At 59.5% G+C, this 26,793-nt stretch carries 24 protein-coding genes; 15 read left to right on the top strand and 9 right to left on the bottom strand.

Translation table 11 applies throughout. The features are described from left to right. Positions 1-181: hypothetical protein (locus tag AB5Y83_RS11955; protein WP_368175222.1), on the top strand; the 181-nt coding region annotated here is incomplete at its 5' end. Between the two features lie 198 nt (positions 182-379). On the opposite strand, the gene hemG is transcribed toward AB5Y83_RS11955, so the two are convergent. From hemG to pepQ, 4 genes are read right to left on the bottom strand one after another with little or no spacing between them, the layout of a single operon-like run. Beyond that, on the bottom strand, positions 380-904 hold the full coding sequence (gene hemG, locus AB5Y83_RS11950) for a menaquinone-dependent protoporphyrinogen IX dehydrogenase (protein ID WP_005339483.1): 525 nt from the start codon (positions 902-904) through the stop codon (positions 380-382). Positions 905-911: 7 nt separating this feature from the next. Further along, positions 912-2,369 (bottom strand): TrkH family potassium uptake protein, encoded by a 1,458-nt coding sequence (locus AB5Y83_RS11945; protein WP_368175221.1) that lies wholly within the window; start codon positions 2,367-2,369, stop codon positions 912-914. Between the two features lie 36 nt (positions 2,370-2,405). Continuing rightward, positions 2,406-3,023: a YigZ family protein gene (locus AB5Y83_RS11940; RefSeq protein ID WP_040069890.1), complete on the bottom strand. Its 618-nt coding sequence runs from the start codon at positions 3,021-3,023 to the stop codon at positions 2,406-2,408. Beyond that, positions 3,023-4,345: a Xaa-Pro dipeptidase gene (gene pepQ / locus AB5Y83_RS11935; protein ID WP_368175220.1), complete on the bottom strand. Its 1,323-nt coding sequence runs from the start codon at positions 4,343-4,345 to the stop codon at positions 3,023-3,025. The genes AB5Y83_RS11940 and pepQ overlap by 1 nt, the downstream gene beginning before the upstream one ends. Before the next feature lie 191 nt (positions 4,346-4,536). Here pepQ and AB5Y83_RS11930 point away from each other — a divergent pair, with 191 nt between their 5' ends. From AB5Y83_RS11930 to AB5Y83_RS11905, 6 genes are all read left to right on the top strand, one after another. Further along, complete coding sequence (locus AB5Y83_RS11930; protein ID WP_368175219.1) at positions 4,537-6,474, top strand: acetoacetate--CoA ligase; 1,938 nt, start codon at positions 4,537-4,539, stop codon at positions 6,472-6,474. Between the two features lie 204 nt (positions 6,475-6,678). Continuing rightward, positions 6,679-8,826: a fatty acid oxidation complex subunit alpha FadB gene (fadB, locus tag AB5Y83_RS11925; RefSeq protein WP_368175218.1), complete on the top strand. Its 2,148-nt coding sequence runs from the start codon at positions 6,679-6,681 to the stop codon at positions 8,824-8,826. After that, the gene (gene fadA, locus AB5Y83_RS11920; RefSeq protein ID WP_198868326.1) at positions 8,827-10,011 is read left to right on the top strand and encodes an acetyl-CoA C-acyltransferase FadA; all 1,185 of its coding nucleotides are present in this window, start codon (positions 8,827-8,829) and stop codon (positions 10,009-10,011) included. It begins immediately after the preceding gene. 278 nt (positions 10,012-10,289) lie between these two features. Then, a complete protein-coding gene (locus AB5Y83_RS11915) occupies positions 10,290-11,012 on the top strand; it encodes a response regulator (RefSeq protein WP_005339475.1) in 723 nt (240 codons plus the stop codon). Continuing rightward, on the top strand, positions 11,009-12,454 hold the full coding sequence (locus AB5Y83_RS11910; protein ID WP_005357365.1) for an ATP-binding protein: 1,446 nt from the start codon (positions 11,009-11,011) through the stop codon (positions 12,452-12,454). The genes AB5Y83_RS11915 and AB5Y83_RS11910 overlap by 4 nt, the downstream gene beginning before the upstream one ends. Before the next feature lie 4 nt (positions 12,455-12,458). Further along, on the top strand, positions 12,459-13,697 hold the full coding sequence (locus AB5Y83_RS11905) for an ABC transporter substrate-binding protein (protein ID WP_118854431.1): 1,239 nt from the start codon (positions 12,459-12,461) through the stop codon (positions 13,695-13,697). A gap of 75 nt (positions 13,698-13,772) precedes the next feature. Here the strand turns inward: AB5Y83_RS11905 and AB5Y83_RS11900 are convergent, their stop codons facing one another. After that, entirely contained in the window at positions 13,773-13,964 is a 192-nt protein-coding gene (locus tag AB5Y83_RS11900; RefSeq protein WP_005339471.1) for a hypothetical protein, read from the bottom strand. 169 nt (positions 13,965-14,133) lie between these two features. Between AB5Y83_RS11900 and tusA the strand changes: the two genes are divergently transcribed. Together tusA and AB5Y83_RS11890 are read left to right on the top strand one after the other, a co-directional pair. Further along, complete coding sequence (gene tusA, locus AB5Y83_RS11895; RefSeq protein WP_005339470.1) at positions 14,134-14,379, top strand: sulfurtransferase TusA; 246 nt, start codon at positions 14,134-14,136, stop codon at positions 14,377-14,379. A 21-nt stretch (positions 14,380-14,400) separates the two neighbouring features. Continuing rightward, positions 14,401-14,748: a RidA family protein gene (locus tag AB5Y83_RS11890; protein WP_005355943.1), complete on the top strand. Its 348-nt coding sequence runs from the start codon at positions 14,401-14,403 to the stop codon at positions 14,746-14,748. 80 nt (positions 14,749-14,828) lie between these two features. On the opposite strand, the gene AB5Y83_RS11885 is transcribed toward AB5Y83_RS11890, so the two are convergent. Both AB5Y83_RS11885 and AB5Y83_RS11880 read right to left on the bottom strand, forming a co-directional pair. Then, positions 14,829-15,485, bottom strand: coding sequence for an OmpA family lipoprotein (locus AB5Y83_RS11885; protein WP_005339468.1), 657 nt, complete (start codon positions 15,483-15,485; stop codon positions 14,829-14,831). Between the two features lie 129 nt (positions 15,486-15,614). Further along, the gene (locus AB5Y83_RS11880; RefSeq protein ID WP_368175217.1) at positions 15,615-16,187 is read right to left on the bottom strand and encodes a DNA-3-methyladenine glycosylase I; all 573 of its coding nucleotides are present in this window, start codon (positions 16,185-16,187) and stop codon (positions 15,615-15,617) included. 222 nt (positions 16,188-16,409) lie between these two features. On the opposite strand from AB5Y83_RS11880, the gene glyQ reads away from it, so the two are divergent. The 4 genes from glyQ to AB5Y83_RS11860 all read left to right on the top strand — a co-directional run bounded on the left by glyQ (position 16,410) and on the right by AB5Y83_RS11860 (position 21,470). After that, entirely contained in the window at positions 16,410-17,333 is a 924-nt protein-coding gene (glyQ, locus tag AB5Y83_RS11875; RefSeq protein WP_005339464.1) for a glycine--tRNA ligase subunit alpha, read from the top strand. Positions 17,334-17,342: 9 nt separating this feature from the next. Beyond that, positions 17,343-19,412 carry a glycine--tRNA ligase subunit beta gene (glyS, locus tag AB5Y83_RS11870; protein ID WP_368175216.1) on the top strand — a complete coding sequence of 690 codons (2,070 nt, stop codon included), beginning with the start codon at positions 17,343-17,345 and terminating at the stop codon, positions 19,410-19,412. Between the two features lie 218 nt (positions 19,413-19,630). Beyond that, positions 19,631-20,395, top strand: a complete 765-nt coding sequence (locus AB5Y83_RS11865) for a hypothetical protein (RefSeq protein ID WP_368175215.1) — start codon at positions 19,631-19,633, stop codon at positions 20,393-20,395. 310 nt (positions 20,396-20,705) lie between these two features. After that, entirely contained in the window at positions 20,706-21,470 is a 765-nt protein-coding gene (locus AB5Y83_RS11860) for an EAL domain-containing protein (protein WP_368175214.1), read from the top strand. 117 nt (positions 21,471-21,587) lie between these two features. On the opposite strand, the gene AB5Y83_RS11855 is transcribed toward AB5Y83_RS11860, so the two are convergent. After that, entirely contained in the window at positions 21,588-23,123 is a 1,536-nt protein-coding gene (locus AB5Y83_RS11855) for an ADP-ribosyltransferase (RefSeq protein ID WP_368175213.1), read from the bottom strand. Positions 23,124-23,321: 198 nt separating this feature from the next. On the opposite strand from AB5Y83_RS11855, the gene AB5Y83_RS11850 reads away from it, so the two are divergent. Beyond that, positions 23,322-23,699 (top strand): CesT family type III secretion system chaperone, encoded by a 378-nt coding sequence (locus tag AB5Y83_RS11850; RefSeq protein ID WP_019446305.1) that lies wholly within the window; start codon positions 23,322-23,324, stop codon positions 23,697-23,699. A gap of 126 nt (positions 23,700-23,825) precedes the next feature. After that, positions 23,826-24,320, top strand: a complete 495-nt coding sequence (locus AB5Y83_RS11845; protein WP_279488666.1) for a DM13 domain-containing protein — start codon at positions 23,826-23,828, stop codon at positions 24,318-24,320. 74 nt (positions 24,321-24,394) lie between these two features. On the opposite strand, the gene AB5Y83_RS11840 is transcribed toward AB5Y83_RS11845, so the two are convergent. Further along, complete coding sequence (locus tag AB5Y83_RS11840) at positions 24,395-26,659, bottom strand: methyl-accepting chemotaxis protein (protein ID WP_368175212.1); 2,265 nt, start codon at positions 26,657-26,659, stop codon at positions 24,395-24,397. Between the last annotated feature and the right edge of the window lie 134 nt (positions 26,660-26,793).

Genomic DNA, 26,793 nt, shown 5'->3' with positions numbered 1-26,793 from the left:
ACCAGACATTGAAAATCAAAAATTGTTTTTGATGTTCGATGCTGTGAGTGCCCACACAGATTGCTTGATTCAAATTGTTAAAGAGCGTCACGCTTATCGCGTTGAGGAGGCGCATATTACGCTTCTCACTTCGAAAGTCAAGCAATTGTTTTCGCTTTTCTTTCGGCGCCCACTTCGCTAGGAAGCTGGCTCATCAGGTTGGCGTGTTCTGCCGTGCTGGTAGGGGCGCATTATAGGGAGCCGCGCCGAGATGACAAGAGGAAAACTGCAAAAAATGGCACTTTTTATAGTTTTCCGGTTCAACCGTTGCTTTATTAAACAAAAGCCCCGCATCGGCGGGGCTGTTTCGGGCAAAAAACCCTTAATTCACATCACACTGCTACCTTTTTGACCAGAATTCGCGGGCAAAGCTGCGCACCTTTTCCCAATCGGTAAATTCAATGTCCTTACTGGTGTCTGTACTGCCACCGGTAATCTTCATGATCAGCTGGATGATGCGCGTCTGCCACCAGTTATAGCGGGAGTACTGCAGCGCGCCGGCAAACACCCCCAGGGTTTTCGGCTTCCAGGGAGAGAGGCGCAGGAACTTCTTCATATAAGCATTGGTTTGCGGCGTCTGCTTCTCTGGCTTGCGGGCCGTCAGGTTGACACAGAAGAAGGCCGCATTGGCCACCTCCAGCTGCTCCTGATGAGCGTGAATAAAGCTGAACAGGCTGGGGTGGAAGTTGCCATAACGGATAGAGGCGCCGATCAAGACCTTGGCATACTTGCTGAGGTTGCACATCGGCAAGGTGTGCAGGTCGTGCATCACCACTTCGCATCCCGGCATCTGCTCCAGCATGACATCGACTATTTTGCGGGTTTGGCCATCCCGAGAGGAATAAAGCACCAGAATCTTGTCCATAACAACCTCAACTACGCCAGAATGCAGGAGTAAACAGTACCAGAAGCGTGAAAATTTCCAATCGGCCAAACAACATGGCCAACACCAGTACCCACTGGGCCGCTGGCGAGATATTGCCGAAGTTGGCTGATACCTCTCCCAAACCTGGCCCTACGTTGGTGAAAGCCGCAGCAACAGCGGAGAATGCGGTCACTTCGTTCAGCCCCGTCATCAGCAACAGCAACATGAACATAAAGAAGAGAATAATATAGGTGGCGAAGTAGCCCCACACCGCCTCGACGATGCGCTCGGGCACCGCCCGATTCCCCAGCTTCAAGGTATAGATGGCTCTGGGGTGAACCAGCCGCTTCAACTCGCGCATCCCCTGCATGAACAGGATCATGAAACGCATCACCTTGATACCGCCACCGGTACTGCCTGCACAACAGCCAATAAAGGCGGAGAACATCAGCAGCATGGGCAGGAACGAGGGCCAATCTGCATAGGTCGTGGTGCTGTAGCCGGTGGTGGTCCCCAGAGAGACCGCCTGGAAAAGACCGTGGTTGAGCGCCTCTTGCCAGGTGGCGTAGTGTCCGTGGGTCAGCAAGGCGACAAAGCAGATCATCACCAGGGTCGCCTGAATGGCCAGGAACACCTTGAGTTCCGAGTCATAGAGATAGCGCCCGATCCGAACCGGACGGTGGGAGAAAACGGTAAAGTGCAGTGCAAAGTTCACGCTGGCCAGCAGCAGGAACACCACGGTAATCAGGTTGATGACCGGACTGTTGAAGAAACCGATGCTGGCATCGTGAGTGGAGAAGCCACCGACCGACAGAGTCGAGAACGAATGGCACACCGCATCGAACAGCGTCATTCCGGCGAGCCAGTAGGCCAGCGCACAGAGCGCGGTCAGCAGCAGATAGATGAACCAGAGCGCCTTGGCCGTTTCGGCGATGCGCGGCGTCACCTTGGTATCCTTCACTGGCCCCGGGATCTCGGCGCGATAGAGCTGCATGCCCCCGATACCCAGCAGTGGCAGAATGGCCACCGCCAGTACGATGATCCCCATCCCCCCCAGCCACTGCAACAACTGGCGATAGAACAGGAACGCCTTGGGCAGATTATCGAGCCCGGTCAGTACCGTTGCCCCTGTGGTGGTCAGGCCGGAAAAAGATTCGAAGAAGGCCTCCGAGACCGACATATCCGGCACATCGCTCATGATGAAGGGCACCGCCCCCACACTGCCCAACACGGTCCAGAACAGCACCACAATCAGAAAGCCCTCTTTCGAGCGCATCTCCTTCTTGTGATAGCGATTGGGAAACCAGAGCACCACGCCGAGCAGCAGGGCGATCAGAAAAGAGCTGACGAACTCGGCACCACCACCATCCCGATAGCCAAAGGCCACCAGTGCAGGCAACAGCATGGTCGAGCTGAACAGCGCAACCAGCAGGCCAACAATGCGAATAATGCTCAAGATGTGCATTACAGCTCCCTTTCCCCAATTAAAGAGCGATGGATTCTAGCCATCTAAGGGGCTGAGGGATACCCGCCCATGAGTCCGGTCGGTCAATTCACGATCCACCTGAGCCCAAACCGAGGACTCCCACGCCACCTGCAAGGTGACCTGCTGACCGTAATCCGCCGCCAGCAATTCGCCATTATGGCTACTGATCAGCGACTCGACCGTCCCCATGTCACCGTAATCGCAGTGAATGAGAGAGGGAGTGCGTGGCACCTTGAGCAGGGTGGGCAGTTGCTTGAGGGCGGCACCGACGCCGCCCCCATAGGCTTTGACCAGTCCACCGGTGCCAAGCTGGATGCCGCCGTAGTAACGCACTACCACGGCGCAGATTTCACCGAGCCCCGACCCCATCAACTGGGCCAGGATCGGCTTGCCCGCAGTACCGGAAGGTTCGCCGTCATCGCTGAAGCCATAAACCTGACTATCTTGCGGCGCACCAGCCACAAACGCCCAGCAGTGATGGCGCGCGGCCGGATGTTGGCGTTTGATCTCGTTGACCCACCCCTTGGCCGCCTCGACGGTCGGGGTGTGGGCGATCAGGGTAATGAAGCGGCTCTTCTTTATCTCTTCGGTCAACTCCAGCGGGGCAGCCGGAATGGAGTACGCAGCAGCCATCAGAGTCCTGCTTGTCTGGTCATGTTCTCCACCCCGTTGGCGTGCAGCACCACGTTGTCTTCGATGCGGATGCCGCCGAACGGACGCAGCGCCTCCACCTTGTTCCAGTTGACCCGTTTGCCCTGTTCGCCCTGACGCAGCGGCTCCAGCAAACTGTCGATGAAGTAGAGTCCCGGCTCGATGGTGAACACCTGATCCACCTCCATCACCCGGGTGCAGCGCAGATAGGGAAACAGCTCGGGCGCCGCCAGATGGGTGCCGCGCTCATCCTGCATGAAACCGCCCGCATCGTGTACCTGCAAACCGAGGAAGTGGCCGAGGCCGTGAGGGAAGAAGACGTTGGTCACCCCGGTGTGGATCATCTCGTCTACCGACATATCCACCAGCTCGGTGGTTTGCAGCAGGCGCGCCAGCTTGTGGTGCATCTGCAGATGCAGCTCGCTGTAACGGCGACCCGGTTTGATCTCCTTGATGATCTCCTGCTGCTGCTCGTCGAGGGCTGCAATCAGATCGGCAAACTCGCCACGCCGCCACGCCCAGGTACGGGTGATGTCGGAGGCATAACCGTGGAAATCGACACCAGCATCGATCAGGAAGGAGTGGCGCTCCGCATCGGGCACCCGCACGGCAGACAAGTGGGTGTAGTGAAGGATGGCCGCATTCCGGTTGATGGCGACGATATTGCCGTAGGGCGCCTCATTGGCCCCCTGCCCGACCGCTTTCATGTAGGCCAGATTGATCTCGAACTCGCTCGCCCCCGCCATAAAGGAGTCCTTGGCGGCGATATGGCCGCGCACGCCGATCCGGTTCGCCTCACGCAGGCACTCCAGCTCGTAGGGGGTCTTGTAGGCGCGGTGATAGTGCAGGTAGTTGAGCACTGCCTCCGGATTGGGCTGGGTCAGCCCCAGCAGTGAGGCCACTTCCAGATGGCCGCCCAGATAGGCCCACTCCTGCTTGTTGGCTGGCAGATGATCGGCCACCTGTTCCGGCCGGGTCAGGAAACGGATATCGAAGAACTCGACCCAGAAGGCATTGGGCAGATCCGCTACTTTGTGCCAGAAATCCACCGGGCGGTAGAACAGCAATACCGGTTTGCTCACCCCGTCCACCAGCAGCCAGCAGTGGGGATTGTCCAGCACCGGCAACCAGGCCTTGAAGTGCGGGTTTACCTTCAACGGGTAATCCTGATCATCGAGGAAGATGCGGTGAGTCTGGCCGGAGTGGATGGCCAGTCCGCTGAGCCCCTGTTGTTGCAGAATGTCGCGGGTGCGCTGCTGCAAGGTATCGAGGTGCTGGGCAAAAAGTTGGCTGTAGCTGCTCATGGCGTCCTGCTCCGAGGTGAATGTGATTGCAGCATAACATCAAGCGCTTGGCGGCTCGACCCGTCAAGCTGCCGCTTCGTGAGGTAACGCATACGTTACAAACGTGTTTGTTATCAACACAAAACCAATCATTAACAAATCAAAAACAATTCAATACACTGCCGGTAGATACATGAAGTCAGGGATTACTCATGGACAACCTCTGCCTGTGGCAACCGGATCCGCTCAGGATGCAGCAATCCAACCTCTACCGTTTTATGGCGGAGGTGAACCGTTTCCACGGCTTGCAGTTGCAGAACTACCCGCAGCTTTATCAATGGTCGGTGGAGAAGACCACCCGTTTCTGGCCGCTGGTATGGCAGCACTGCGGCGTCAAGGGCGAGCTCGGCAACATAGTGGCGGAGAACCGTCAGGATATGCAGCGCACTCGCTGGTTCCCCGATAGCCGCCTCAACTTCGCCGAAAACCTGCTGCGCCGTCAGGACGAGAGCCCGGCCATCATCTCCCGTATCGAAGGTAGCCCAAGCCGTACTCTTAGCTGGGGTGAACTGAGTGATCAGGTTGCCCAGCTGGCTCAGTGGCTGCGTCATCAGGGGATTGGTCGTGGCGATGTGGTCGCCGCCTATCTGCCCAATATTCCGGAAACCGTGGTTGCCATGCTGGCAACCACCAGCCTCGGGGCGATCTGGACCTCCACCAGCCCCGACTTTGGCGAGGCCAGCGTGGTGGAGCGCTTCGGCCAGACCCGACCACGAGTGCTGTTGGCGGTAGATGGCTATCGCTACAACGGCAAAGCTATCGACATTCAACAGAAGGTCGCCAGCGTAGTGAGCCAGATCGGCAGCATAGAGCAGACGGTGATGATCCCCCTGCTCGGCAACCCGCTGCAGCTTGGTCACGACTGGCAGCAAGTGCTGGCGAGCCAACACGATGCCCAGCTCACCTTCGAGCCGATGGCTTTCAATGACCCGCTCTATATCCTCTACTCCTCCGGTACCACCGGCAAACCCAAGTGCATCGTGCATGGCATCGGCGGCACCCTGCTGCAACATCTGAAAGAGCATCAGCTGCACTGCGACATCAAGCCGGGGGAGCGGATCTTCTACTTCACCACCTGTGGCTGGATGATGTGGAACTGGCTGGTAAGCGCCCTCGCCTCCGGCGCCACTCTGGTGCTCTATGACGGCTCACCATTTTACCCGGATGGCAATGTGCTGTGGGATCTGGCCCACGACGAGCAAGTCAGCTTGTTCGGCACCTCGGCCAAGTATCTCGACGCGCTGCACAAACAGGGTTATGCCCCCATCAACAGCCACGACTTGCCGCACTTGCGGCTGATCTGCAGTACCGGCTCTGTGCTGTCGCCGGAAGGGTTCGACTACGTCTACCAGCAGATAAAGCAGGATGTGCAGCTCAGCTCCATCTCAGGCGGCACCGACATCTGCTCCTGCTTCGTCATCGGCAATCCGCTCAGCCCGGTCTATCGCGGCGAGAGTCAGGGACGCGGCCTTGGTCTCGCAGTGCAGGTATTCAACGAAGCGGGCCAGCCGGTGCAGGGGGAGAAGGGCGAGCTGGTCTGTACCAAGCCGTTCCCGGCCCAGCCCATCTACTTCTGGGGTGACGAACATGGCGACAAGTACCACGCTGCCTACTTCGAGCGGTTCGACAACATCTGGTGCCACGGCGACTGGATTGAGCTGACCCCGACCGGCGGCATTCTGTTCTACGGCCGCTCCGACGCCACCCTCAACCCGGGCGGCGTGCGCATCGGCACCAGCGAGATCTATCGCTACGTCGAACAGCTCGACGAAGTGGAAGAGAGCATCGTCATCGGCCAGCAGTGGCAGCAGGACGAGCGGGTGGTGCTGTTCGTCAAGCTCAAGGCGGGCTGCAAGCTGGACGAGCAGCTGCGCGAGCGGATCCGCCAGCAAATAAAGCAACACTGCACCGCCCGCCACGTGCCCGCCCGCATCCTGCAGGTGGATGCCATCCCCCGCACCAAGTCCGGCAAGATCGTCGAACTGGCGGTTCGCGAAGTGGTACACAACCGGCCGGTCAACAATACCCATGCCCTCGCCGATCCCGAGGTGCTGAACCAGTATCGCAACCGGCCGGAACTGGCCAGTTGATAGCAAACTCACAGTCATCCGAGGCGCCGCAAGGCGCCTCTCTTTTGCCTGTTTTGTGATGAGGAGCTTTTACTCGATAACTGTTAAACAAATGTTTTAAATAGGTGTTGAAAATGTCTCCTTTTGGATCAATAGTGAGCCTCGCCCCCTGCTGGGGATAAAGGAGCACCACTCCCCACTGAGTGGGAACAAGGAGACACTCTCATGATCTACCAAGGCGAAACCCTGTCGGTCAGCTACCTCGAAAACGGCATTGCCGAGCTGAGGTTTGATGCCCCGGGTTCAGTCAACAAGCTGGATCGCGCTACCCTGCTCTCCCTGAGCGAAGCGATCGCCGCATTACAACAAGAACGTGAACTAAAAGGTCTGATCCTCACCTCCGGCAAAGACGCCTTTATCGTCGGTGCCGACATTACCGAATTCCTGGAACTGTTCGATCTGCCGCAAGAAGATCTGCTCGGCTGGCTGAAAAAGGCCAACGACATCTTCAATGCCATCGAAGATCTGCCGGTTCCGACCCTCTCAGCCATCAAGGGCCACGCTCTGGGCGGCGGCTGCGAGACCATCCTCTCCACCGACTTCCGTCTGGCCGACACCACCGCCAAAATCGGTCTGCCCGAGACCAAACTCGGCATCATGCCGGGCTTTGGCGGCACCGTCCGTCTGCCACGAGTGATCGGTGCCGACAACGCGCTCGAGTGGATCACCACCGGCAAGGATTACCGTGCCGATGACGCCCTCAAGGTGGGAGCCATCGATGCCGTGGTCGCCCCTGACGCGCTGCAGAGTGCTGCACTGCAGATGATCAAGGACGCCATCGCGGGCAAACTGGACTGGCAGAGCCGTCGTGCCGCCAAGAAAGCGCCGCTGCGCCTCTCCAAACTGGAAGCCATGATGAGCTTCACCACCGCCGCCGGCATGGTTGCCGCCGTGGCGGGTAAACACTATCCGGCGCCGATGACCGCGGTGAAAACCGTCGAAGCCGCTGCTGGCATGGGCCGTGACGAAGCGCTGGTCGTTGAGGCACAGGGCTTTATCAAGCTGGCCAAGACCGATGTTGCCAAGGCGCTGGTCGGCATCTTCCTGAACGATCAACACATCAAGGCGCTGGCCAAGAAGGCGGCCAAGCAGGCAAGCAAGGCCACTGGCCACGCCGCCGTACTGGGTGCCGGCATCATGGGTGGCGGCATCGCCTACCAGTCTGCCAGCAAGGGCATTCCGGCGGTGATGAAGGACATCAACGAGAAGGCTCTGGCACTTGGCATGGGCGAAGCCACCAAGCTGCTCAACGGCCAGCTCGAAAAGGGCCGCATCGATGGCATCAAGATGGGCCAGGTGCTCTCCGCCATCACTCCGACCCTCAGCTATGACAACGTCAAGCACGTGGACGTCGTGGTCGAAGCCGTGGTCGAGAACCCGAAAGTGAAAGCCGCCGTACTGGGCGAAGTGGAAGGGATCATTGGCGAAGACGCCGTGCTCGCCAGCAACACCTCCACCATCCCCATCTCCCTGCTGGCCAAGGGGCTGAAGCGCCCGCAGAACTTCTGCGGCATGCACTTCTTCAATCCGGTGCACCGCATGCCACTGGTGGAGATCATCCGCGGCGAGCAGACCTCCGATGAAACCATCAACCGCGTGGTGGCCTACGCCGCCGCCATGGGCAAGTCCCCGGTGGTGGTCAACGACTGCCCTGGCTTCTTCGTCAACCGGGTGCTGTTCCCCTACTTCTTCGGCTTCAACAAGCTGGTCGCCGATGGTGCCGACTTCGCGGCCGTCGACAAGGTAATGGAGAAGGAGTTCGGCTGGCCCATGGGCCCCGCCTACCTGCTGGATGTAGTCGGTATCGACACCGGTCACCATGCCGGTGACGTGATGGCGCAGGGCTTCCCGGCACGCATGAGCAAGGAAGGTCGCACCGCCATCGACGTGATGTACGAAGTGAACCGCTTCGGTCAGAAGAACGGCAAGGGCTTCTACGCCTACGAGCAGGACAAGAAGGGCAAGCCGAAGAAGGTAGCCGACGCAGCTGCTTACGAGCTGCTGGCCCCCATCGCCAAGCCGAAACAGGATTTCGACAAGGACGCCATCATTGCTCGCATGATGATCCCGATGATCAACGAGGTGGTGCTCTGTCTGGAAGAGGGCATTGTTGCCACGCCAGCCGAAGCCGACATCGCACTGGTCTACGGTCTGGGCTTCCCTCCCTTCCGCGGCGGCGTGTTCCGCTATCTGGACACTATCGGTCTGGATCGCTACGTGGCCATGGCCGACCAGTATGCCGACTTGGGCCCGCTCTACCGCGTCAGCGACCGCTTACGCGAGATGGCTGCCCAGGGCAAAACCTTCTACTGATTGCGGAAAGGAGATCCATTCATGAAAGACGTAGTCATTGTCGACTGTATCCGGACCCCGATGGGCCGGTCCAAGGGCGGCGCCTTCCGCAACGTGCGTGCAGAAGATCTGTCCGCGCACCTGATGAAATCCATCCTGCTGCGCAACCCCAACCTCGACCCGAACGAGATCGAGGATATCTACTGGGGCTGCGTGCAGCAGACCCTGGAGCAGGGCTTCAACATCGCCCGCAACGCCGCGCTGCTGGCCGGTATTCCGAAGCAGGTGGGGGCGGTCACCGTCAACCGTCTGTGCGGCTCCAGTATGCAGGCGCTGCACGACGCCTCCCGCGCCATTCAGGTGGGTGATGGGGATATCTTCATCATCGGCGGCGTCGAGCACATGGGCCACGTGCCGATGAGCCACGGCGTTGACTTCCACCCCGGCATGGCCAAGTCGGTGGCGAAAGCCTCCGGCATGATGGGGTTGACCGCCGAAATGCTCGGCAAGCTGCACGGCATCAGCCGTCAGCAGCAGGACGAGTTTGCCGCCCGCTCCCATCGCCGCGCTCACGCCGCCACCGTGGAAGGGCGTTTTGCCAAGGAGATCGTCGGGCTGGAAGGCCATGACGCCAGCGGCGCCCGCTTCTTCTACGACTACGACGAGGTGATCCGCCCGGAGACCACGGTCGAAACCCTGAGCCAGCTGCGCCCGGTGTTCGACCCGGTCAACGGTACCGTCACCGCCGGCAGCTCCTCGGCCCTGTCCGATGGCGCCGCCGCCATGCTGGTGATGAGCGCGGATCGTGCCAAGGCCCTCGGCCTCACGCCGCGCGCCAAGGTACGTGCCATGGCCATCGCCGGCTGTGACGCCGCCATCATGGGTTACGGCCCGGTGCCGGCGACCCAGAAGGCGCTCAAACGTGCCGGTCTGACTGTCGGTGATATCGACCTGTTCGAGCTGAACGAGGCGTTTGCCGCCCAGTCCCTGCCCTGCGTGAAGGATCTGGGTCTGCAGGATCTGGTGGACGAGAAGGTAAACCTCAACGGCGGCGCCATTGCGCTGGGTCACCCCCTCGGCTGCTCCGGCGCCCGCATCTCCACCACCCTCATCAATCTGATGGAGGAGAAGGATGCCACCCTGGGGGTTGCCACCATGTGTATCGGTCTGGGTCAGGGCATCGCCACCGTGTTTGAACGGGTGTGATAACCAGCCGGATCGACGGGATGCACTACTGAGAGTTGTCCCTTTTCGGGGCCAGTCTGACTGGCCCCTTTTCAAGTCTGTGACGATCGCCACACGGGGTGCTCGTCAGTGGTCAGAAGCTGTCTGTTGGCCGTCCCGTTTGGGTCGGCCTTTTTTCGTTTTAATCTTATCAATAGGCTGTTATTGCCTTAAACCTCACATTAGATAGGGGGCTTGCTTGCTTTTTACTCCCCCGACAGGTTCAATCTGCACAAAAAAATGGGTGGATGCACATACATATGTCAATGAGCAAACAACTGCTGATCGTCGATGACGACCAAGAGATCCGCGAGCTGCTCAATGAGTACCTGACCCGGGCGGGCTTTCAGGTATTGACGGCGGCGGAGGGCAACGAGATGCGTCAGCAACTCGCCCAGCACAGCCCGGACCTGATTATTCTGGACATCATGATGCCCGGCGAGGACGGTTTTACCCTCTGCCAGCAGATCCGTCGTGACTCCCAGGTGCCCATCATCATGCTGACCGCCGCCTCCGACGAAGCGGATCGGGTGATCGGTCTGGAACTGGGTGCTGACGACTATATCGCCAAGCCGTTCAGCCCCCGTGAACTGCAGGCCCGCATCAAGGCACTGCTACGCCGCGCCGAATTCCGCCAGCCGGAAAAAGAGAAAGAGCCGAGCCGCCGCCTGCGTTTTGCCGAGTGGACCCTCGACACCCTGAGCCACCAGCTGACCCATGATGATGGCAGCCTGCTGGATCTCTCCGGCAGCGACGCCATGCTGCTCGGCATGTTCCTGCAACAGCCCGGCGTGGTGCTGGATCGGGACACCATCTCGGATGCCACCCGCGGCCGCGAAAGCCTGCCGATGGAGCGCGGCATCGACGTACAGATCAGCCGTCTGCGCCAGAAGCTGGGCGACAACGGCAAGAGCCCGCGCATCATCAAGACCATTCGCGGCAGTGGCTACATGCTGATTGCCGAGGTGCACGAGCTGCCATGAGCAACAAGTGGTCCTGGGGGGCACTGGTGCCCCGCTCCCTGTTGTCACGGATGATCCTGCTGCTGTTGCTGGCCATCCTGCTCTCCCAGACCATTCTGACCGGTATCTGGATGCAGCAGATCCAGAAGCGGGAACTGGAGGGGATGCTCAGCACCACCCGCAACCTCGCCATGTCTGCCGCTTCCACCGTCAACTTCTTCAAATCCCTGCCACTGCAGTATCGCCATATCGCGCTGGACCAGTTGCGCAACATGGGGGGCAGCCGCTTCTTCGTCTCGCTCAACGAGGAAGAGATCCACATCAACGCCATCCCCGACAGCGAACGCAAGACGCAGGTGCTGGAAGAGGTGCAGGGAGTGCTGACCCGCAAGCTCTCCGACGCCATGGCGATCAAGGTGGACTTCTCGCGACCCGATGACCTCCACGTCTTCAACAACGACACCTTGCTGGCGGATCTCCCCTCCTCCTGGGCCCGCTACACCCTGTCGCTGGAGCCGCTCAATCCACCGGTACTGGTGACCCAGATCGAGATTGAAAAGGGGGAGTGGCTCTATCTGGCGGCACTGCTGCCTGCCCCCTACATGACCCTCGACGATACCGTGATGCCAAGCAACCAGGTGCGTTTCATCGCCCTGATGACGGTGTTCCTCTGCTTCTTCACCTTTATGCTGGTGCGCTGGCAAACCCGCCCGCTGCGCCGTCTCGCCAAGGCGGCGGTCAATCTGGGCAAGGATATCGACCAGCCTTCGCTCAAGGAGGAAGGAGCATCGGAAATCGTGGCGGCGACCCGCGCCTTCAACATCATGCAGCACCGCATTCGCCGCTATATCGACGATAGAGAGCGGCTGTTCAGCTCCATCTCACACGACCTCAAGACCCCCATCACCCGACTGCGACTGCGGGTCGAGCTGCTCGATGACGAGGTACAGATCGCCAAGTTCAACAAGGATCTCGACGAACTGGAGCTGATGGTGAAAGGGGCGCTGCAGACGGTCAAAGAGACCGACATTCACGAGAATATCGAGGAGATCGACATCAATGCCCTGCTGGAGCAGATGGCGGAGTCGATGAACCTGCACGACGAGCGGCTGACCATCGAAGGGCACTGCAAGTGGCCCTATCGCGGCAAGCTGCTGGCGCTCAAGCGCTGCATCGGCAATCTGGTGGACAACGGCATCAAGTACGGCCAGAAGGTGCGCATCATCATCATGGATGACGAGGAGATGCTGATCCTCTTCATCATGGATGAGGGCCCCGGCCTGCCGGACGATCAGTTCGAGCGTATCTTCGAACCCTATTACCGGCTCAGCACGGATCAGGCTGGCACCGGCCTCGGCCTTGGCATCGCCCGCAACATAGCCCACGCCCACGGCGGCGATCTGGTGCTGGAAAATCGTCCGCAAGGTGGCCTGCAGGCCACGCTCTCCCTACCAAGGCAGTAACCTTATGAAGTGGTTGTCTTTTTCTGTCATCGCCCTGCTCTCTGCTCCCGTTGCCGCCTCCCAGGTGGAAGTGCTGCACTGGTGGACGTCCGGCGGCGAAGCGAAAGCGGTCGAAGTGCTCAAATCCGAGTGGACCAAACAGGGCAACCAGTGGAACGACTTCGCGGTACAGGGCGGCGGCGGCAAGAGCGCCATGACGGTATTGAAGAGTCGGGCACTGGCGGCCAACCCGCCCGAAGCTGCCCACCTCAAGGGTTACGAGCTCAAGGAGTGGGCCGGACTCGGCTTTTTGCGCGATCTCAGCCCGATGGCCGAACACCTCGGCTGGTACAGTCAGATGCCGCCCATGGTGCGTGCCACCCTCAGCCAGAATGGCGCCTTGATGGCGGTGCCCACCGGCATCCACCGGGTCAACTGGCTGTGGCTAAACCGCAAGATCTTCGAGCGCAACAAGCTGACTCCACCCACCGACTGGGCCCAGTTTGTCACCGTCGCCGACCAGCTTAAAAAACGGGGCATCACCCCGCTCGCCATCGGCAACGAGCCCTGGCAGCTGGCGGTGTTGTTTGAAACGGTGGCGCTCGGTGAGGGGGGTAAAGAATTCTATCGCAAGGCGTTCCTCGAGCAGGACAGCGCCACCCTGACCGGCCCCGACATGGTGCGGGTGTTGACCCGTTTCCAGCAGTTGCGCGCCTATGTGCCGCAAAAATACGCCGGGCTGAAGTGGCATCAGGCCACCAATCTGCTGGAGAGCGGTGGCGCCGCCATGCAGGTGATGGGGGACTGGGTGAAAGGGGAGCTGAGCGCGGGCAACTACCGGCCGGGCGAGGATATCGCCTGTCTGCCGAGCCCGGGCAGCGCCGGACTGTTCAGCTACAACCTCGACTCCATCGCCATGTTCAAACAGCGGGATCCGGCCCAGCTGCAGGCGCAGGGGGATCTGGCTCAGCTGCTGATGACGCCGCAATTCCAGGAGGAGTTCAATCGGGTGAAGGGGTCGATCCCGGCGCTGACCAATCCCGACATGAGCAAGTTCGACCGCTGCGCAGTCCGCTCCTATCAGGATTTCCTGCTGGCGGAAAAGCAGGACAACCTGCTGCCCAGCATGGCGGAGGGGATGGCAACGCCGACCAATATGCGACAGGCGATCCTCGATGTGCTGAGCAACTTCTTCAACGACCCCAAGGCCAACCCGGAGCAGACGGCGCTGCATCTGGAACGGGCGATGCGCTCGACCCGCTGATCCGGGCACATTGCCAAACGGCAGAAATGACAAAGGCGGAATTGCTCCGCCTTTGTTGTTGAATCGTCATCCGATTCAGGATTGATCGTTCTCGTCCTCATCCTCGTCATAGTAATCGCTGAGCTCGATCCAGAGCCCCAACCCGACCATCACCATGGAGCCGAACCAGGTACCGGTATTCCCGATCGGGCTGCCCATCACTATCATGGCGAAGGACAAGAACCCCATGCCTGCATAGGCTTGTAATCTGCCGTAGGAGACCTGCATATTCACCTCCTTGTTGAATATGGTTCAATTTTTATATTACTCGTCCGGCGCAAGCTGGATAGGGCCGAATAACATTTCGGTTACATATGCTGGTCGATGGGGCGTTTGTTTGATTATTTTTTAGCCCTGAGTATCATTGGCAGCCGAATAGGTTGAAGGTTGATAATAGATGAGTGATTTATTCTGCGGCGCAACCCACGAGTTGGACGCAATCGGGCTTCGTTGCCCGGAACCCGTTATGATGGTTCGCAAGAAAGTGCGGCTGATGGCGGATGGCGAGACCCTGCTGGTCAGTGCCGACGATCCTTCAACCACCCGCGACATCCCCAGTTTCTGCCGCTTTATGGATCACACCCTGGTCGCCAGCGAGACAGAGCAGGCCCCCTACCGTTATCTGATCCGCAAGGGTCAATAAGCCCCCGTACCGGAGCACTCCATGACAACCATTACCCGAATCGGCACCACCCAGCGTTGGTCTGACGTGGTCATCCACAATGGCACCCTCTACGTGGTGGAAGTGCCCGTCAGCGAAGAGGCCGACATCCACCAGCAGACCCGCGAAGTGCTGGCAAGCCTGCAGCGCCTGCTGGAAGCCAACGGCTCCGGCGTCGACAAGATCCTGATGGCCAATATCTATCTCAAAGACATTCAGGACATCGCGGCCTTCAACGAGCAGTGGGATGCCTGGATCCCGGCTGGCACCGCACCGGTTAGAGCTTGCGTACAGGCCCGTCTGGCCCACGAAGGCTACAAGGTGGAAGTGCAGCTGACTGCAGCTGTCTAAGCCTTCCCGGCTTGAGCTTGAGATAGCAAAAGGCCCCGCCATCACTGGCGGGGCCTTTTCGTTACCGAAACCTGAGCGACTTAGGCGGTCGGGGTCAGGGTAATGGTCACGCGGCGGTTCTGGGCTTTGCCAGCGGCGGTGCTGTTGGTAGCAACCGGCTGATCCGGGCCCACGCCGGTGGTGGAGATGCGGCTGCCAGCTACGCCCTGACCAATCAGCTGGGCGGCAACGGCATCGGCACGATCGCGGGATAGCTTCATGTTCAGGTCGCGGGAACCGGTACTGTCGGTGTGACCGACCACGTTCAGGCGGGTCTTGTCGAACTCGGCAACGACCATGGCCACGCCGGAGAGGGTGTTGGCTCCGGCCGCTTTCAGCTGGGAGCTGGAGCTGTCGAAGGTGACGTTGTTCGGCATGTTGAGGATCAGCTCATTGCCATTGCGGGTCACGCTGACGCCGGTGCCCTGCAGCTTCTCGCGCAGCTTGGCTTCCTGCACGTCCATGTAGTAGCCGATACCGCCACCCAGCGCCGCGCCAGCAGCAACGCCGGTCAGGATGCCCTTCTTGCGGTCACCCTTGCTGGAGGAGAGCGCACCTACGGCCGCACCGGCAGCGGCGCCAGCCAGCGCGCCCCATGCACCTTTGGAGGTCTGGGATTCACCTGTGTAGGGATTGGTGGTACAGCCGCTCAGGGCAACGGTCAGTGCCAGAGCAGGCACCAGGATCTTGGCTCGCATGAAAAAACCTCTGTGAAAACAATCCGGCACCATGCCGGGGGCCGGATTGTAACGCGCTGGCACGCCATTGTCTGACGCAAGCCTGAACAGATGGCGAGAGTGGTGTTTTTTTGGGCAATCCGTGGACTATCAGCGCGGTAACTGACACTCGGCGTGGCAAGGACAGCTGACCAGATGATCGTTCACCATTCCCACCGCCTGCATAAAGGCGTAACAGATGGTGCTGCCGACGAAGTTGAAGCCGAGCTTCTTGAGCGCTTTCGACATGGCATCCGACTCCGGCGAGGTCGCCGGAATGTCGCCGTTTCCCTGCCGCTGGTTGACGATGGGGGTGCCGCCAACAAAGCCCCACAGGTAGGCGGCGAAGTCGATCCCCTGCTCCTGCAACGCCAGATAAGCGCGGGTATTTCTGATGATCGACTGCACCTTGAGCCGGTTGCGGATAATGCCGGTGTCCTGCATCAGCCGCTCTACATCCTGCTCGTCGAAGCGGGCAATCTGCACCGGATCAAAGTCGGCATAGGCGCGGTAATAGCTTTCGGTGCGCTTGAGGATGGTGATCCACGACAGCCCCGCCTGCTGACCGTCGAGGCAGAGCTTGGCAAACAGCTCGCGGGCGTCATAGACCGGCCTGCCCCACTGTTTGTCATGGTATTCAATGTATTCCGGGTCTTTGGTCACCCAGGCGCAGCGCAGTTCCATTTCCTCTCCCTCGTTATTTCAGCGGTTTGCCCGACCCTGCCCACTCTGCAGGCGGCACTGCTCACATCATATACCGGACATCCCGCCCGACCAGCCAGGGCGCAGCACCATCCCGCGAATCCGCTGCAATTTCGCCTATTATCCGACCATGCCAGACGGTATACTCCCTCGGTTCACATTCAGCAAATCTTGCTCTGATTTTCATTTCGCGCGAAAAAAATTATGCAAAAATTCGATGTCAAAACCTTTCAGGGCCTGATCCTGCAGCTGCAGGACTATTGGTCCCGCCAGGGCTGTACCATCATTCAGCCGCTGGATATGGAAGTGGGTGCCGGTACTTCCCACCCCATGACCTGTCTGCGTGCCCTGGGCCCGGAGCCCATCGCCTGCGCCTACGTGCAACCGTCCCGCCGTCCCACTGACGGCCGCTACGGTGAAAACCCGAACCGCCTGCAGCACTACTACCAGTTCCAGGTGATCATCAAGCCTTCCCCCGACAACATTCAGGAACTCTATCTGGGCTCCCTGAAAGAGCTGGGCATGGATCCTGAAATCCACGACATCCGCTTCGTGGAAGACAACTGGGAAAACCCGACCCTGGGTGCCTGGGGTCTGGGTTGGGAAGTGTGGCTGAACGGCATGGAAGTGACCCAGTTCACCTACTTCCAGCAAGTTGGCGGCCTCGAATGCAAGCCGGTCACCGGCGAGATCACCTACGGTCTCGAGCGTCTGGCCATGTACATTCAGGGCGTGGACAGTGTCTACGATCTGGTCTGGTCTGACGGCCCGCTGGGCAAGACCACCTACGGCGACGTGTTCCACCAGAACGAAGTGGAGCAATCCACCTACAACTTCGAACACGCCGATGTGGAGTTCCTGTTCCACTGCTTCGAGCAGTACGAGAAGGAAGCCCAGAACCTGCTGGCACTGGAAAAACCGCTGCCGCTGCCTGCCTACGAGCGCATCCTCAAAGCTGCTCACTCCTTCAACCTGCTGGATGCCCGCAAGGCCATCTCGGTCACCGAGCGTCAGCGCTACATCCTGCGCATTCGCACCCTGACCAAGGCCGTGGCAGAGGCATACTACGCCTCCCGCGAAGCGCTGGGTTTCCCGATGTGTCAGCGCAGTGAGAACAAGCAAGGTTAAGGAACGGACATGGCACAACATACATTTCTGGTAGAGATCGGTACTGCTGAGCTGCCGCCCAAAGCCCTGCGCTCCCTGGCCGAAGCCTTTGCCGACAACTTCAAAGCCGAACTGACCAAGGCCGATCTGGCCTTCGGCGACGTCGAGTGGTTTGCTTCACCGCGCCGTCTGGCGCTGAAGGTAAGCGAGCTGGCCGGCGAACAGCCGAGCAAGAGCGTCGAGAAGCGCGGCCCGGCCGTGGCACAGGCGTTCGATGCCGAAGGCAAGCCGACCAAGGCTGCTGAAGGCTGGGCCCGTGGCAACGGCATCACCGTTGAACAGGCCGAGCGTCTGGTCACCGACAAGGGCGAGTGGCTGGTTCACACCGCCAAGGTCGAAGGCCGTCCGGCCAAAGAATTGCTGGGCGAGCTGGTTGCCTCCGCACTGGCCAAACTGCCGATCCCGAAAATGATGCGCTGGGGCGACAAGACCATCCAGTTCGTGCGTCCGGTCTTCACCGTGACCCTGCTGCTGGATGGCGAGCTGGTTCCCGCCCACATTCTGGGTATCGACTCTGCCCGCACCATCCGCGGCCACCGCTTTATGGGCGAGAGCGAGTTCACCATCGACAACGCCAGCCAGTACCCGCAGATCCTGCAGGAGCGCGGCATGGTGATTGCCGACTTCATGGCGCGCAAGGCCAAGATCAAGGCTGACGTCGAAGCGGCCGCTGCCGCCTTCGGTGGCGTTGCTGATCTGGACGACGCCCTGCTGGAAGAAGTGACCGCACTGGTCGAGTGGCCGGTGGTGCTGACCGCCAACTTCGAAGAGAAGTTCCTGGCCGTGCCGGCTGAAGCGCTGGTTCACACCATGAAGGGTGACCAGAAGTACTTCCCGGTCTACGACAAGAACGGCAAGCTGCTGCCGAAGTTCATCTTCGTCACCAACATCGAGTCCAAAGACCCGAGCCAGATCATCAGCGGCAACGAGAAGGTGGTTCGCCCCCGTCTCTCTGACGCCGAGTTCTTCTTCAAGACCGACCTCAAGCAGACTCTGGCCTCCCGCCTGCCGCGCCTTGAAACCGTGCTGTTCCAGCAACAGCTGGGCACCGTCAAGGCCAAGGTCGAGCGCATCGAGACCGTCGCCGGCTTTATCGCCGAGCGTATCGGCGCCGATGTCACTCAGGCCAGGCGTGCCGGTCTGCTCTCCAAGTGTGATCTGATGACCAACATGGTCGGCGAGTTCACCGACACCCAGGGTGTCATGGGGATGCACTACGCCCGTCACGATGGCGAAGACGAAGCAGTGGCCGTGGCCCTCAACGAGCAGTACATGCCGCGCTTTGCCGGTGATGCCCTGCCGTCCGGTCTGGTTGCCTGCGCCGTCGCGCTGGCCGACAAGTTCGACACCCTGGCCGGTATCTTCGGCATCGGCATGCTGCCGAAGGGTGACAAGGACCCGTTCGCCCTGCGTCGCGCCGCCATCGGTGCCCTGCGCATCATGACCGAGAAGCAGCTGGATCTGGATCTGGTTGAACTGGTTGAAGAAGCGGTACGCGTCTACGGCGACAAGCTGACCAACAAAACCGTCGTCACCGACGTGGTCGACTTTATGCTGGGCCGCTTCCGCGCCGCCTATCAGGACGAAGGCATCGGTGCCGACGTGGTGCTGGCCGTACTGGCCCGCCGCCCGACCCGTCCGCTCGACTTCGATCGTCGCGTCAAGGCCGTCAGCCACTTCCGCACCCTGGATGCCGCACTGGCACTGGCTGCCGCCAACAAGCGCGTGAGCAACATTCTGGCCAAGGTTGAAGGCGAATTGCCGACTGCCGTCAAACCGGAACTGCTGCAAGATGCCGCCGAGAAGGCGCTGGCCACCCAGGTTGCCGAACTGCAAGCCGAACTGGCCCCGCTGTTCGCTGCCGGTGACTATCAGGCTGCCCTCACCCGTCTGGCCGCCCTGCGCGAGCCGGTCGATACCTTCTTCAACGAGGTAATGGTGATGGCCGACGACGAAGCCCTCAAGGCCAACCGTCTGGCGCTGCTGAACAACCTGCGCAACCTGTTCCTGCAAGTCGCGGATATCTCCCTGCTGCAGTGATCTTGGTTCGGTTGAGTGATATTAAAAACGGCGCCGTTAAGGCGCCGTTTTTGTTTGTCAGTTAACTTAGAGTGGTAAACTAACAGAGTAATATCCATTACAACACCTCGAAATCCATTATTAAATAAATGCTTTTCACCCCAAAAGCTCAAATGTATAATCTAATAACAACTACTTTTTAGCTTATATTAAAAATATTATTAACGGTTTCAAATAAAATGACAACAGTTATTGTTTCAGACTCGGAAGCTGCATGTGATTCGCTGTGGACATATACGGATGGTTCAAAGGCTGAATCAAATATACACAAGTATCTTTATTTATCCGGATATGCTATCGAGGGTTATACACCAGACCCATTCATAGTTTTTTATAGTGGTACATACCGTCAGATAGTTCTTCACCAAGCATTAATGCTAAATCTTATTGATAGCACTGTATACATGACAGTATCTAATTGGCTTTCAGACAGAGGTGAAAATAGGTTAGAGTATATTCAAATAAGAATAATCGATTGGAATATTACATCTGAATTCAATATAGGGAGTAAAAACCAAGTCCGTTATGCTGGCTCGGGAGGAGGATACGCGGCAGATTATTATCCTAACTGTTATAATGTTTATACATGTGTTTCACATGCAATATCATTAGATAGTTTATCTGGCCCAGATGTATCCCACTTCAGTAGTGATGGAAAACAGCAGGTACACATAATTGAAGTTACGCAAGTTATGTACGATACTTTATATATAGAGGTTGAAGGTATTGTTCAGAGCTATAAGGAGGGAAAAAACATGCCCATAGAAATAAAACAAACGGCTCCTGATGGAAAAGAGATAAATCGTACAGAATTAGAGGGGGCCATATCAAACAGCATTAAAAACATCAAAAAAGAAGAAAATGTCTCTACACTGTGGATTAACAATAAAAATGCGAAGAAAAAAGAGAATATTATAAAAAAGAAAGGAAAAATCACTCTTTAACTCAGAATTCAGGTGTACATTTTCAGTTATCATCTGACACCGGTCGAAACCGGTGTCTTCTTAACTCTACTTTAACCCGTAGGTTCGATTAGCCGTCAGGCGTAATCGGACGTTCGCGTAAATCGGTTCTCCCGCCATAACGGCCAGCCTAATTCCACCCTCCGGTTGGCCGACACGGTTACACGGCAACAACCACAATCAAAACCTCTCGTTCGTCCGATTACGCTGCGCTAATCGAACCTACAGGGGGGGTGATGAGCTGTTATCATTTGAGACAGTGCCCAGCGCCGCCACGCCCAAGAGGAAAGTCATGGATATACCTGCCGCCCCGTCCCCCGCCATCTGTCAGTTGTGTCAGGAGAAAGCAGATCTCGACTTCGACTTCACCATGGCCTTTCAGCCCATCGTCGATTGCAGCAAGCGCACCATCTTCGGCTACGAGGCGCTGGTGCGAGGGCTCAACAACGAACCCGCGCAGAGCGTGATTGCCCGGGTCAACGACGGCAATCGCTACCGCTTCGACCAGCTGTGCCGGATCAAGGCCATCGCGCTGGCGGCACGGCTCGGGATGAAGGGGATGCTGAGCATCAATTTTCTGCCCAATGCGGTCTACCGTCCGGAGCGCTGCATCCGCACCACCCTGCAGGCGGCCCGCGAGCACCACTTCCCCATCGAGCAGATCATGTTCGAGCTGACCGAGGTGGAGCAGGTGCAGGATAGCCAGCATCTTCGCGGTATCGTCGATCACTATCAGGCGCTCGGCTTCAAAACGGCGATCGATGACTTTGGCGCCGGTTACTCGGGTCTCAACCTGCTGGCCGATTTTCATCCCAATATCGTCAAACTCGATATGCACCTGCTGCGCGGCATCGACCAGGACCCGACCCGACAAGCCATAGTGCGCCACTGTCTGGCCCTGTTTGCCGAGCTGCAGATCACCCCGCTGGCAGAGGGGATCGAGACCCGCGAAGAGATGGCCTGCCTGCGGGAGATGGGTGTCAGCCTGATGCAGGGCTATCTGTTTGCCCGCCCCGGCTTTGAAAACCTGCCCGCAGTAGATTTCGCCAGCCTGTAAGCAAATCGGCATGCACTGACCCTCAGCCCACTCCCGCCCGAATAAGAAAACGGACACCCAAGGGTGTCCGTTTTTATGTCATATCACCTTACCCCGAGGGGGGTGTATGCTGACGGTTTACAGATAGCTCTCATCGACGCCGATATGGGCCAGCGCAGCCAGCTCGAGCGGTGTCAGCTGGCTGGCGGAGTCGATCATGGTCGGCTCGCCACGGGCGGACTCGGGCAGTTGCAGCCGCTCCTTGAGCGCATCGGTCAGGCTGCCCACCAGATTGCCCATGCGGGTCAGGCGGGAGACCAGCACAGCCTCAGGGCTGCTTTCGCTATCGGCAAAGCCGGAGACCTGAGCCACCGCGAAGTCGCAGATAGCCCTGGCCCGATCACCAAAAACCCCTTCCAGCTGTTGCAGCACCTGCCGTGCCTCGCTGTCGCCGAGACGCCCCAGCTCCGCCTGCATATGGCCGGTGTCAAAGCGCAGTCGCGCCCCGGCATCGAGCCGATCCTCCGGCTTGCCAGCTGTATGGTTCACCCACGCCTGATCGGTCTGACCGGCAAACTGCATCAGGCCGCCCAGCACCAACCGCTGGTTGGGACGCGCCGAGGCGAGACTGTCGAGGGCATGACCAAGGGAAGATCCCTTGGCGTCGCTGCCGCTGGCCAGCGAGAGCGCCAGAGTACGCAGGGTTTGCAGATCGCCGCGGGTCTGCAACTTGGCCATGTGGGAACTGTTGATGGAGCCATCGGCAATGTGTTGATGCAGGGCGTTAAGATCGCTGCTGCTCAGGGTCACCTCGGTCGAGGTTTGATCCCGCAGCAGGTAGCTGGCCTGATAGCTGATAAGATCCAGCACCAGCTTGTAGCCGGTGGCCGGGGTCTGCCGCGCCATGGCGACCTGTTCGCGATCAGCCCCTTTGCTCTCACCGCGTTGGACGGGCACCGCATCCGCTGTTGTGGCCGCGCTTTGCGCCGGTTCACCAGCGATTTCAGCCTTGACGGCCCGCTGCAGGTCGGCCACTTCACCCATCGCGGTGTGCAGCTGGCTCATCGCATCCTGCAGCAGTTCGGGGGTGGCGCTGGCGAGCAAGTCGGTCACCTTGCCCCCAACAGTGCCCCACTGCTGGAGCGGGATACCGGCGATGGGGCGAGCCAGCAGCCCGGCAGCCAGCTCCCGGAGTTGCGGCTGCTCGGAGCCGATGACAACGGCCTGCAACGCGGTGCAGAGCGAGCGCAGTGGGCCGTTGCCGGTCGCCAGAGTGGCGTGCTCCTTGCCCAGTTGTTCGGCGGCGATGTTGTTCAACACGTCCGCCTTGGCAAAGCCACCCAGCGAGCTACCAAATGCAGCCTGCTTCATCAGACGCTGAAGATCCTCGGGGGACGTGGCGGTTTGCGCCTTCGGCGCAGCGGCACTCTTGCCGCTCCCCAGCAGGTTGCCGATCCACTCTTTGATGGCCACGAACGGACGGGCCAGTTGGGCCCCCAATCGCGAGAGCAGCCCCTGCCCTTTCTGCGGTTCGCTGCGGTTGCCCAGCAAGATCGCATCTTGTCCGGTGGCAACCTGACGTGCCTCCAGCTGACCCATCCGGCCAACCCCTGTGGTTGCATCACTGTGGTGAGCGACGGCCTGTGTGCCGACGGTGTTTGCTTGAATCTGCATGATGATTGTCTTCTTGTGATGTTTCGCCGCCAGTCTAGGAGAGGCCATCAACAGGGACTATCGGGATTGGTCGCGATTTTTGTACTGAGCGCGGCGTGCTATCTCGCTGACCGAAAAGCTAAAAAAAGAGAGCCACCATTAACAGTGCAGCTGGCGGTGACCTGCTCTAATGGCACCATCATCAATCTGGAGCCATCAATGAACTCTCTTTATCACGCCGCCATCCACCAGCTGTTTCTCTCCCTCTCCCTGCCTGCGCCGCAACAGGAGGAGAGCGTCACCAGCCTGCAGATCGGCGAACTGACCTGTCACCTGACCGAACACCCGGCAGACTATCTGCTGATGTTTACCCGCCTCGACGCGGCCACCAGCGCCCAGGCCGCTGCCCAAAACCTGTTCAGTCAGGACCCGTGCAAACCGGTACTGGGTTTCGATACCGAGAGCCTGACACCGGTACTGTGGAGTCGCCAGCCCTTGCAGCAACTGGATCGCACCCAGATCCACCACCAGCTGGAACAGCTGGTACACGCCGCCAGCGAGATCAACAAAGGCCAGGACGGCACTATCCGGCCTTGAGCCATTGGCGTGATCACACCCCACGTCACCATAGATGGATAACTACATCTATGGCCTGAGCAAACTGGGCAGCGGGCCCCCGGACTGGTATGGTTTTGCCATCAATTCATCAACGACCGAGATATCATGAAACGCAAAACCATGGCCCTGCTGCTGGGCACCCATCTGCTGGTCGCGGCGGCAGGCTTTGCCGCCGGTGTCTACACCTTGCCGATCCTGATCGCGCCACCCGCACCTGATACCGAGCAGGTCGCGGCCAGCCAGCAGCAAGCGAGATTCCACGGCACCTTTCGCCGGGATCTGAAAGACAGCGATCGGCTGCACTGGGGGGAAGGCAAGGTGAGCATAGGGCCGGATGCCGTCAGTCTGATGGGCAAGCTGGCCCCTGGGCCGGACTACCAGCTCTACCTCTCCCCCGAGTTTGTCGAGACCGAAGCCGATTTTGCCCACCTCAAGGATCAGATGGTGCGAGTCGGGCCGGTGAAGACCTTCGACAATTTTATCGTGCCGCTGCCCGCCACGATCGATCCGGCCCGCTACAGCAGCGTGATCGTCTGGTGTGAAACCTTCGGCCAGTTCATCACCGCCGCCCGTTATCAGGATCTGCGTCCGGAGCAGTAACCTCGCCCCAGACCCGCACCATGCAAAAGGGCTGACATCGCTGTCAGCCCTTTTGCTATCCGGCCCGCTCGTCATTAACGCTCCAGTTTGGTCATCTCCCGCAGCAGCTGATCGATGCAGCCCACTACCTGCTCTGAGTTCTGCTCGATCTCGCGGTAGAGAGCCTCCGCCTCTTCATGCTTGTGCTGATTTTTCAGCTCGATAATCTGCTGGATCACCTGATGCAGTCTGGCGTGCGGGGCGGCGATCGCCCTGAAGGCGGGTTGATCGCCACAGCATGCCTGCCCTTCGCTGAAGTACCAGTGGCCAAGGCGGCACTCCTTGTCACTGACCGCCTCGCTGCGCGACAGCCCCTCCTGCCCATCCAGATACGCCCGCACCCGGGTCTTCCAGCCCATGTGAGCGGCGCGGGCGCGACTCAGCACCATCCGCACGTTGGAACCATCCTGGAACTGCCCGGCCAGATCCCCCAGCTTGTCCACCAGGGTCGCCACATGGCTGGCGATATGGGCGGTATCCCGCGCCACCAGCGTGGTGGCCTGGGAGATCTCGTGGACGCTGACGATATTGCGGGTGATCTCGTCGCTCACCGAGGACTGCTCCTCCGAGGCGGCGGCGATCTGGGTATTCATGTCGCGAATGCTGTTGACCGCCCCCTTGATCCGGCCGAGAGCTTCTCCCGCCTGATTGGCCCGCTCCACCGACTCCCCCGCTCGCGAGACGCTGTGTTCGATCATGCTCACCGTGGTGCCCACCGCCCGTTGCAACTGCTCGATGGTACCGCGGATCTCGGCGGTGGAGTGCTGGGTGCGCCCTGCCAGCGAGCGCACCTCGTCGGCCACCACCGCAAAACCGCGCCCCTGTTCACCGGCCCGGGCCGCCTCGATGGCGGCGTTGAGAGCCAGCAGGTTGGTCTGCTCGGCGATGGACTGGATCACCGCCAGCACCGAGCCAATCTGCTCGCTGGCCTTGGCAACCTCTTTCACCGTGTTGCCCGCGCTGGCGATCTCCTCCGCCAGCTGTTCGATCATGTTGACGCTCTGCTGCACCACCTCATCGCCGGTGACCGCCTGATTGTCCGCTTCGTTGGCCGCTTCGGCCGCCTGCGCCGTGTTGTTGGCCACCTCGTGTACCGTGCTGGTCATCTCGGTCATGGCGGTGGCGAGCTGGGTAGTCTGCTCCTGCTGGCGCGTCATGCTGCCAAGGTTGCCCGCCGCACTGCGCGACAGCCGCTCGCTCTCGCCAGCCAGTTCGCCCAGAGTGGCGGTGAGCTGGCTGATGGTGTCGCGGATCTTGGCAACAAAGGCATTGAACGCCGACCCGAGGCGGCGGATCTCCTCCGGCCCTGCCACCGGCAGCTTGCTGCCGAGATCGCCGGAGCCATTGGCCAGCGCCTCCAGCGCCTTGACGCTGTCGAGCAGCGGACGGCTAAGACGCGCCAGCAGCAGCACCAGCGCCACCGCAATCAGAGCGGTGCCAAGTAGCGCGATCATTACCATCTGCCAGCTCTGGCGTACCAGCGCGGCTGCCACCTCACTGTGATCACGCGCCAACTCGATCACCCCGACCGCCTTGCCGGAGAAGTCGCGCAACGGTGCCGCCATCACCAGAAAATCGCTCCCCTGCTGCTTGATGGTGGTGAAGCGGCTCTCTCCCGCCAATACCTCCTGATACCAGTCCACCGACTCACCAAGCATGGAGGTACCAGTCAGCATAACGGGCTTACCCTGTTCAAACAGATAGATGGCAAAGCGACTGTCCTTGCCCAGCAGATCGGCAAACAGCGAGGTGTCGAGGGCGCGGCCAAACTCCACCGAGCCGACCGACTGACCATTGAAAGTGACCGGCACTACGCCGCGGATCCCGGTGCCCCCCTGACCGGTCTCCAACCCGCCGACCGGTTGATGATTGCGGTTCACCTCGACCACTGCCAACCGTGTAGTAGAGAGGTCGTCGCCATGATTTGCGGGCTTGTGTACCCGATAAAGGGAAGTAGCCGGGGGAATGTGAAAGTGAAACTGCTGGATCCCCTGCGCCTTGATAGCGGGCCAGAGCGGATCAAACAGATTGGCGAGGGTCTGCCAATCCTTGTCGGCCACCGCCTTTGCTGCATCCGGCCGCTGGGCGATCAGAGTCGCCGCCAGCACGGTTTCATGGCTGGTGTTTTTGATCACCGCTTCCACATTCTGGAGCTGGCTCCGCAGTGCAGCCTGCTCGGCCGCGAGCGCCCGCTGGCGATTTTCAAACAGATTAAAGGTAAGCAGCACCACGGCGAGCAATACGATGCCGCCGATTGCCAGCAGCGTGATCTGGTGACCCAGCTTGCGAGGGGGGAACATAAGACACCATCCTTGACAGTCATACCCAACCTACAGGATGGAACGGTTAAGTCGGGAGTCCATCAGAACTTAACCCTTTGTTGATATTGATCAAACGATTAACAGGCAAAATGCGAGGTGGGTCAAACGGGGGG

The organism is Aeromonas sp. R5-4 (assembly GCF_040908215.1).
GTDB lineage: Bacteria > Pseudomonadota > Gammaproteobacteria > Enterobacterales > Aeromonadaceae > Aeromonas > Aeromonas veronii.
This window is presented reverse-complemented; position numbering and strand designations above follow the sequence as displayed.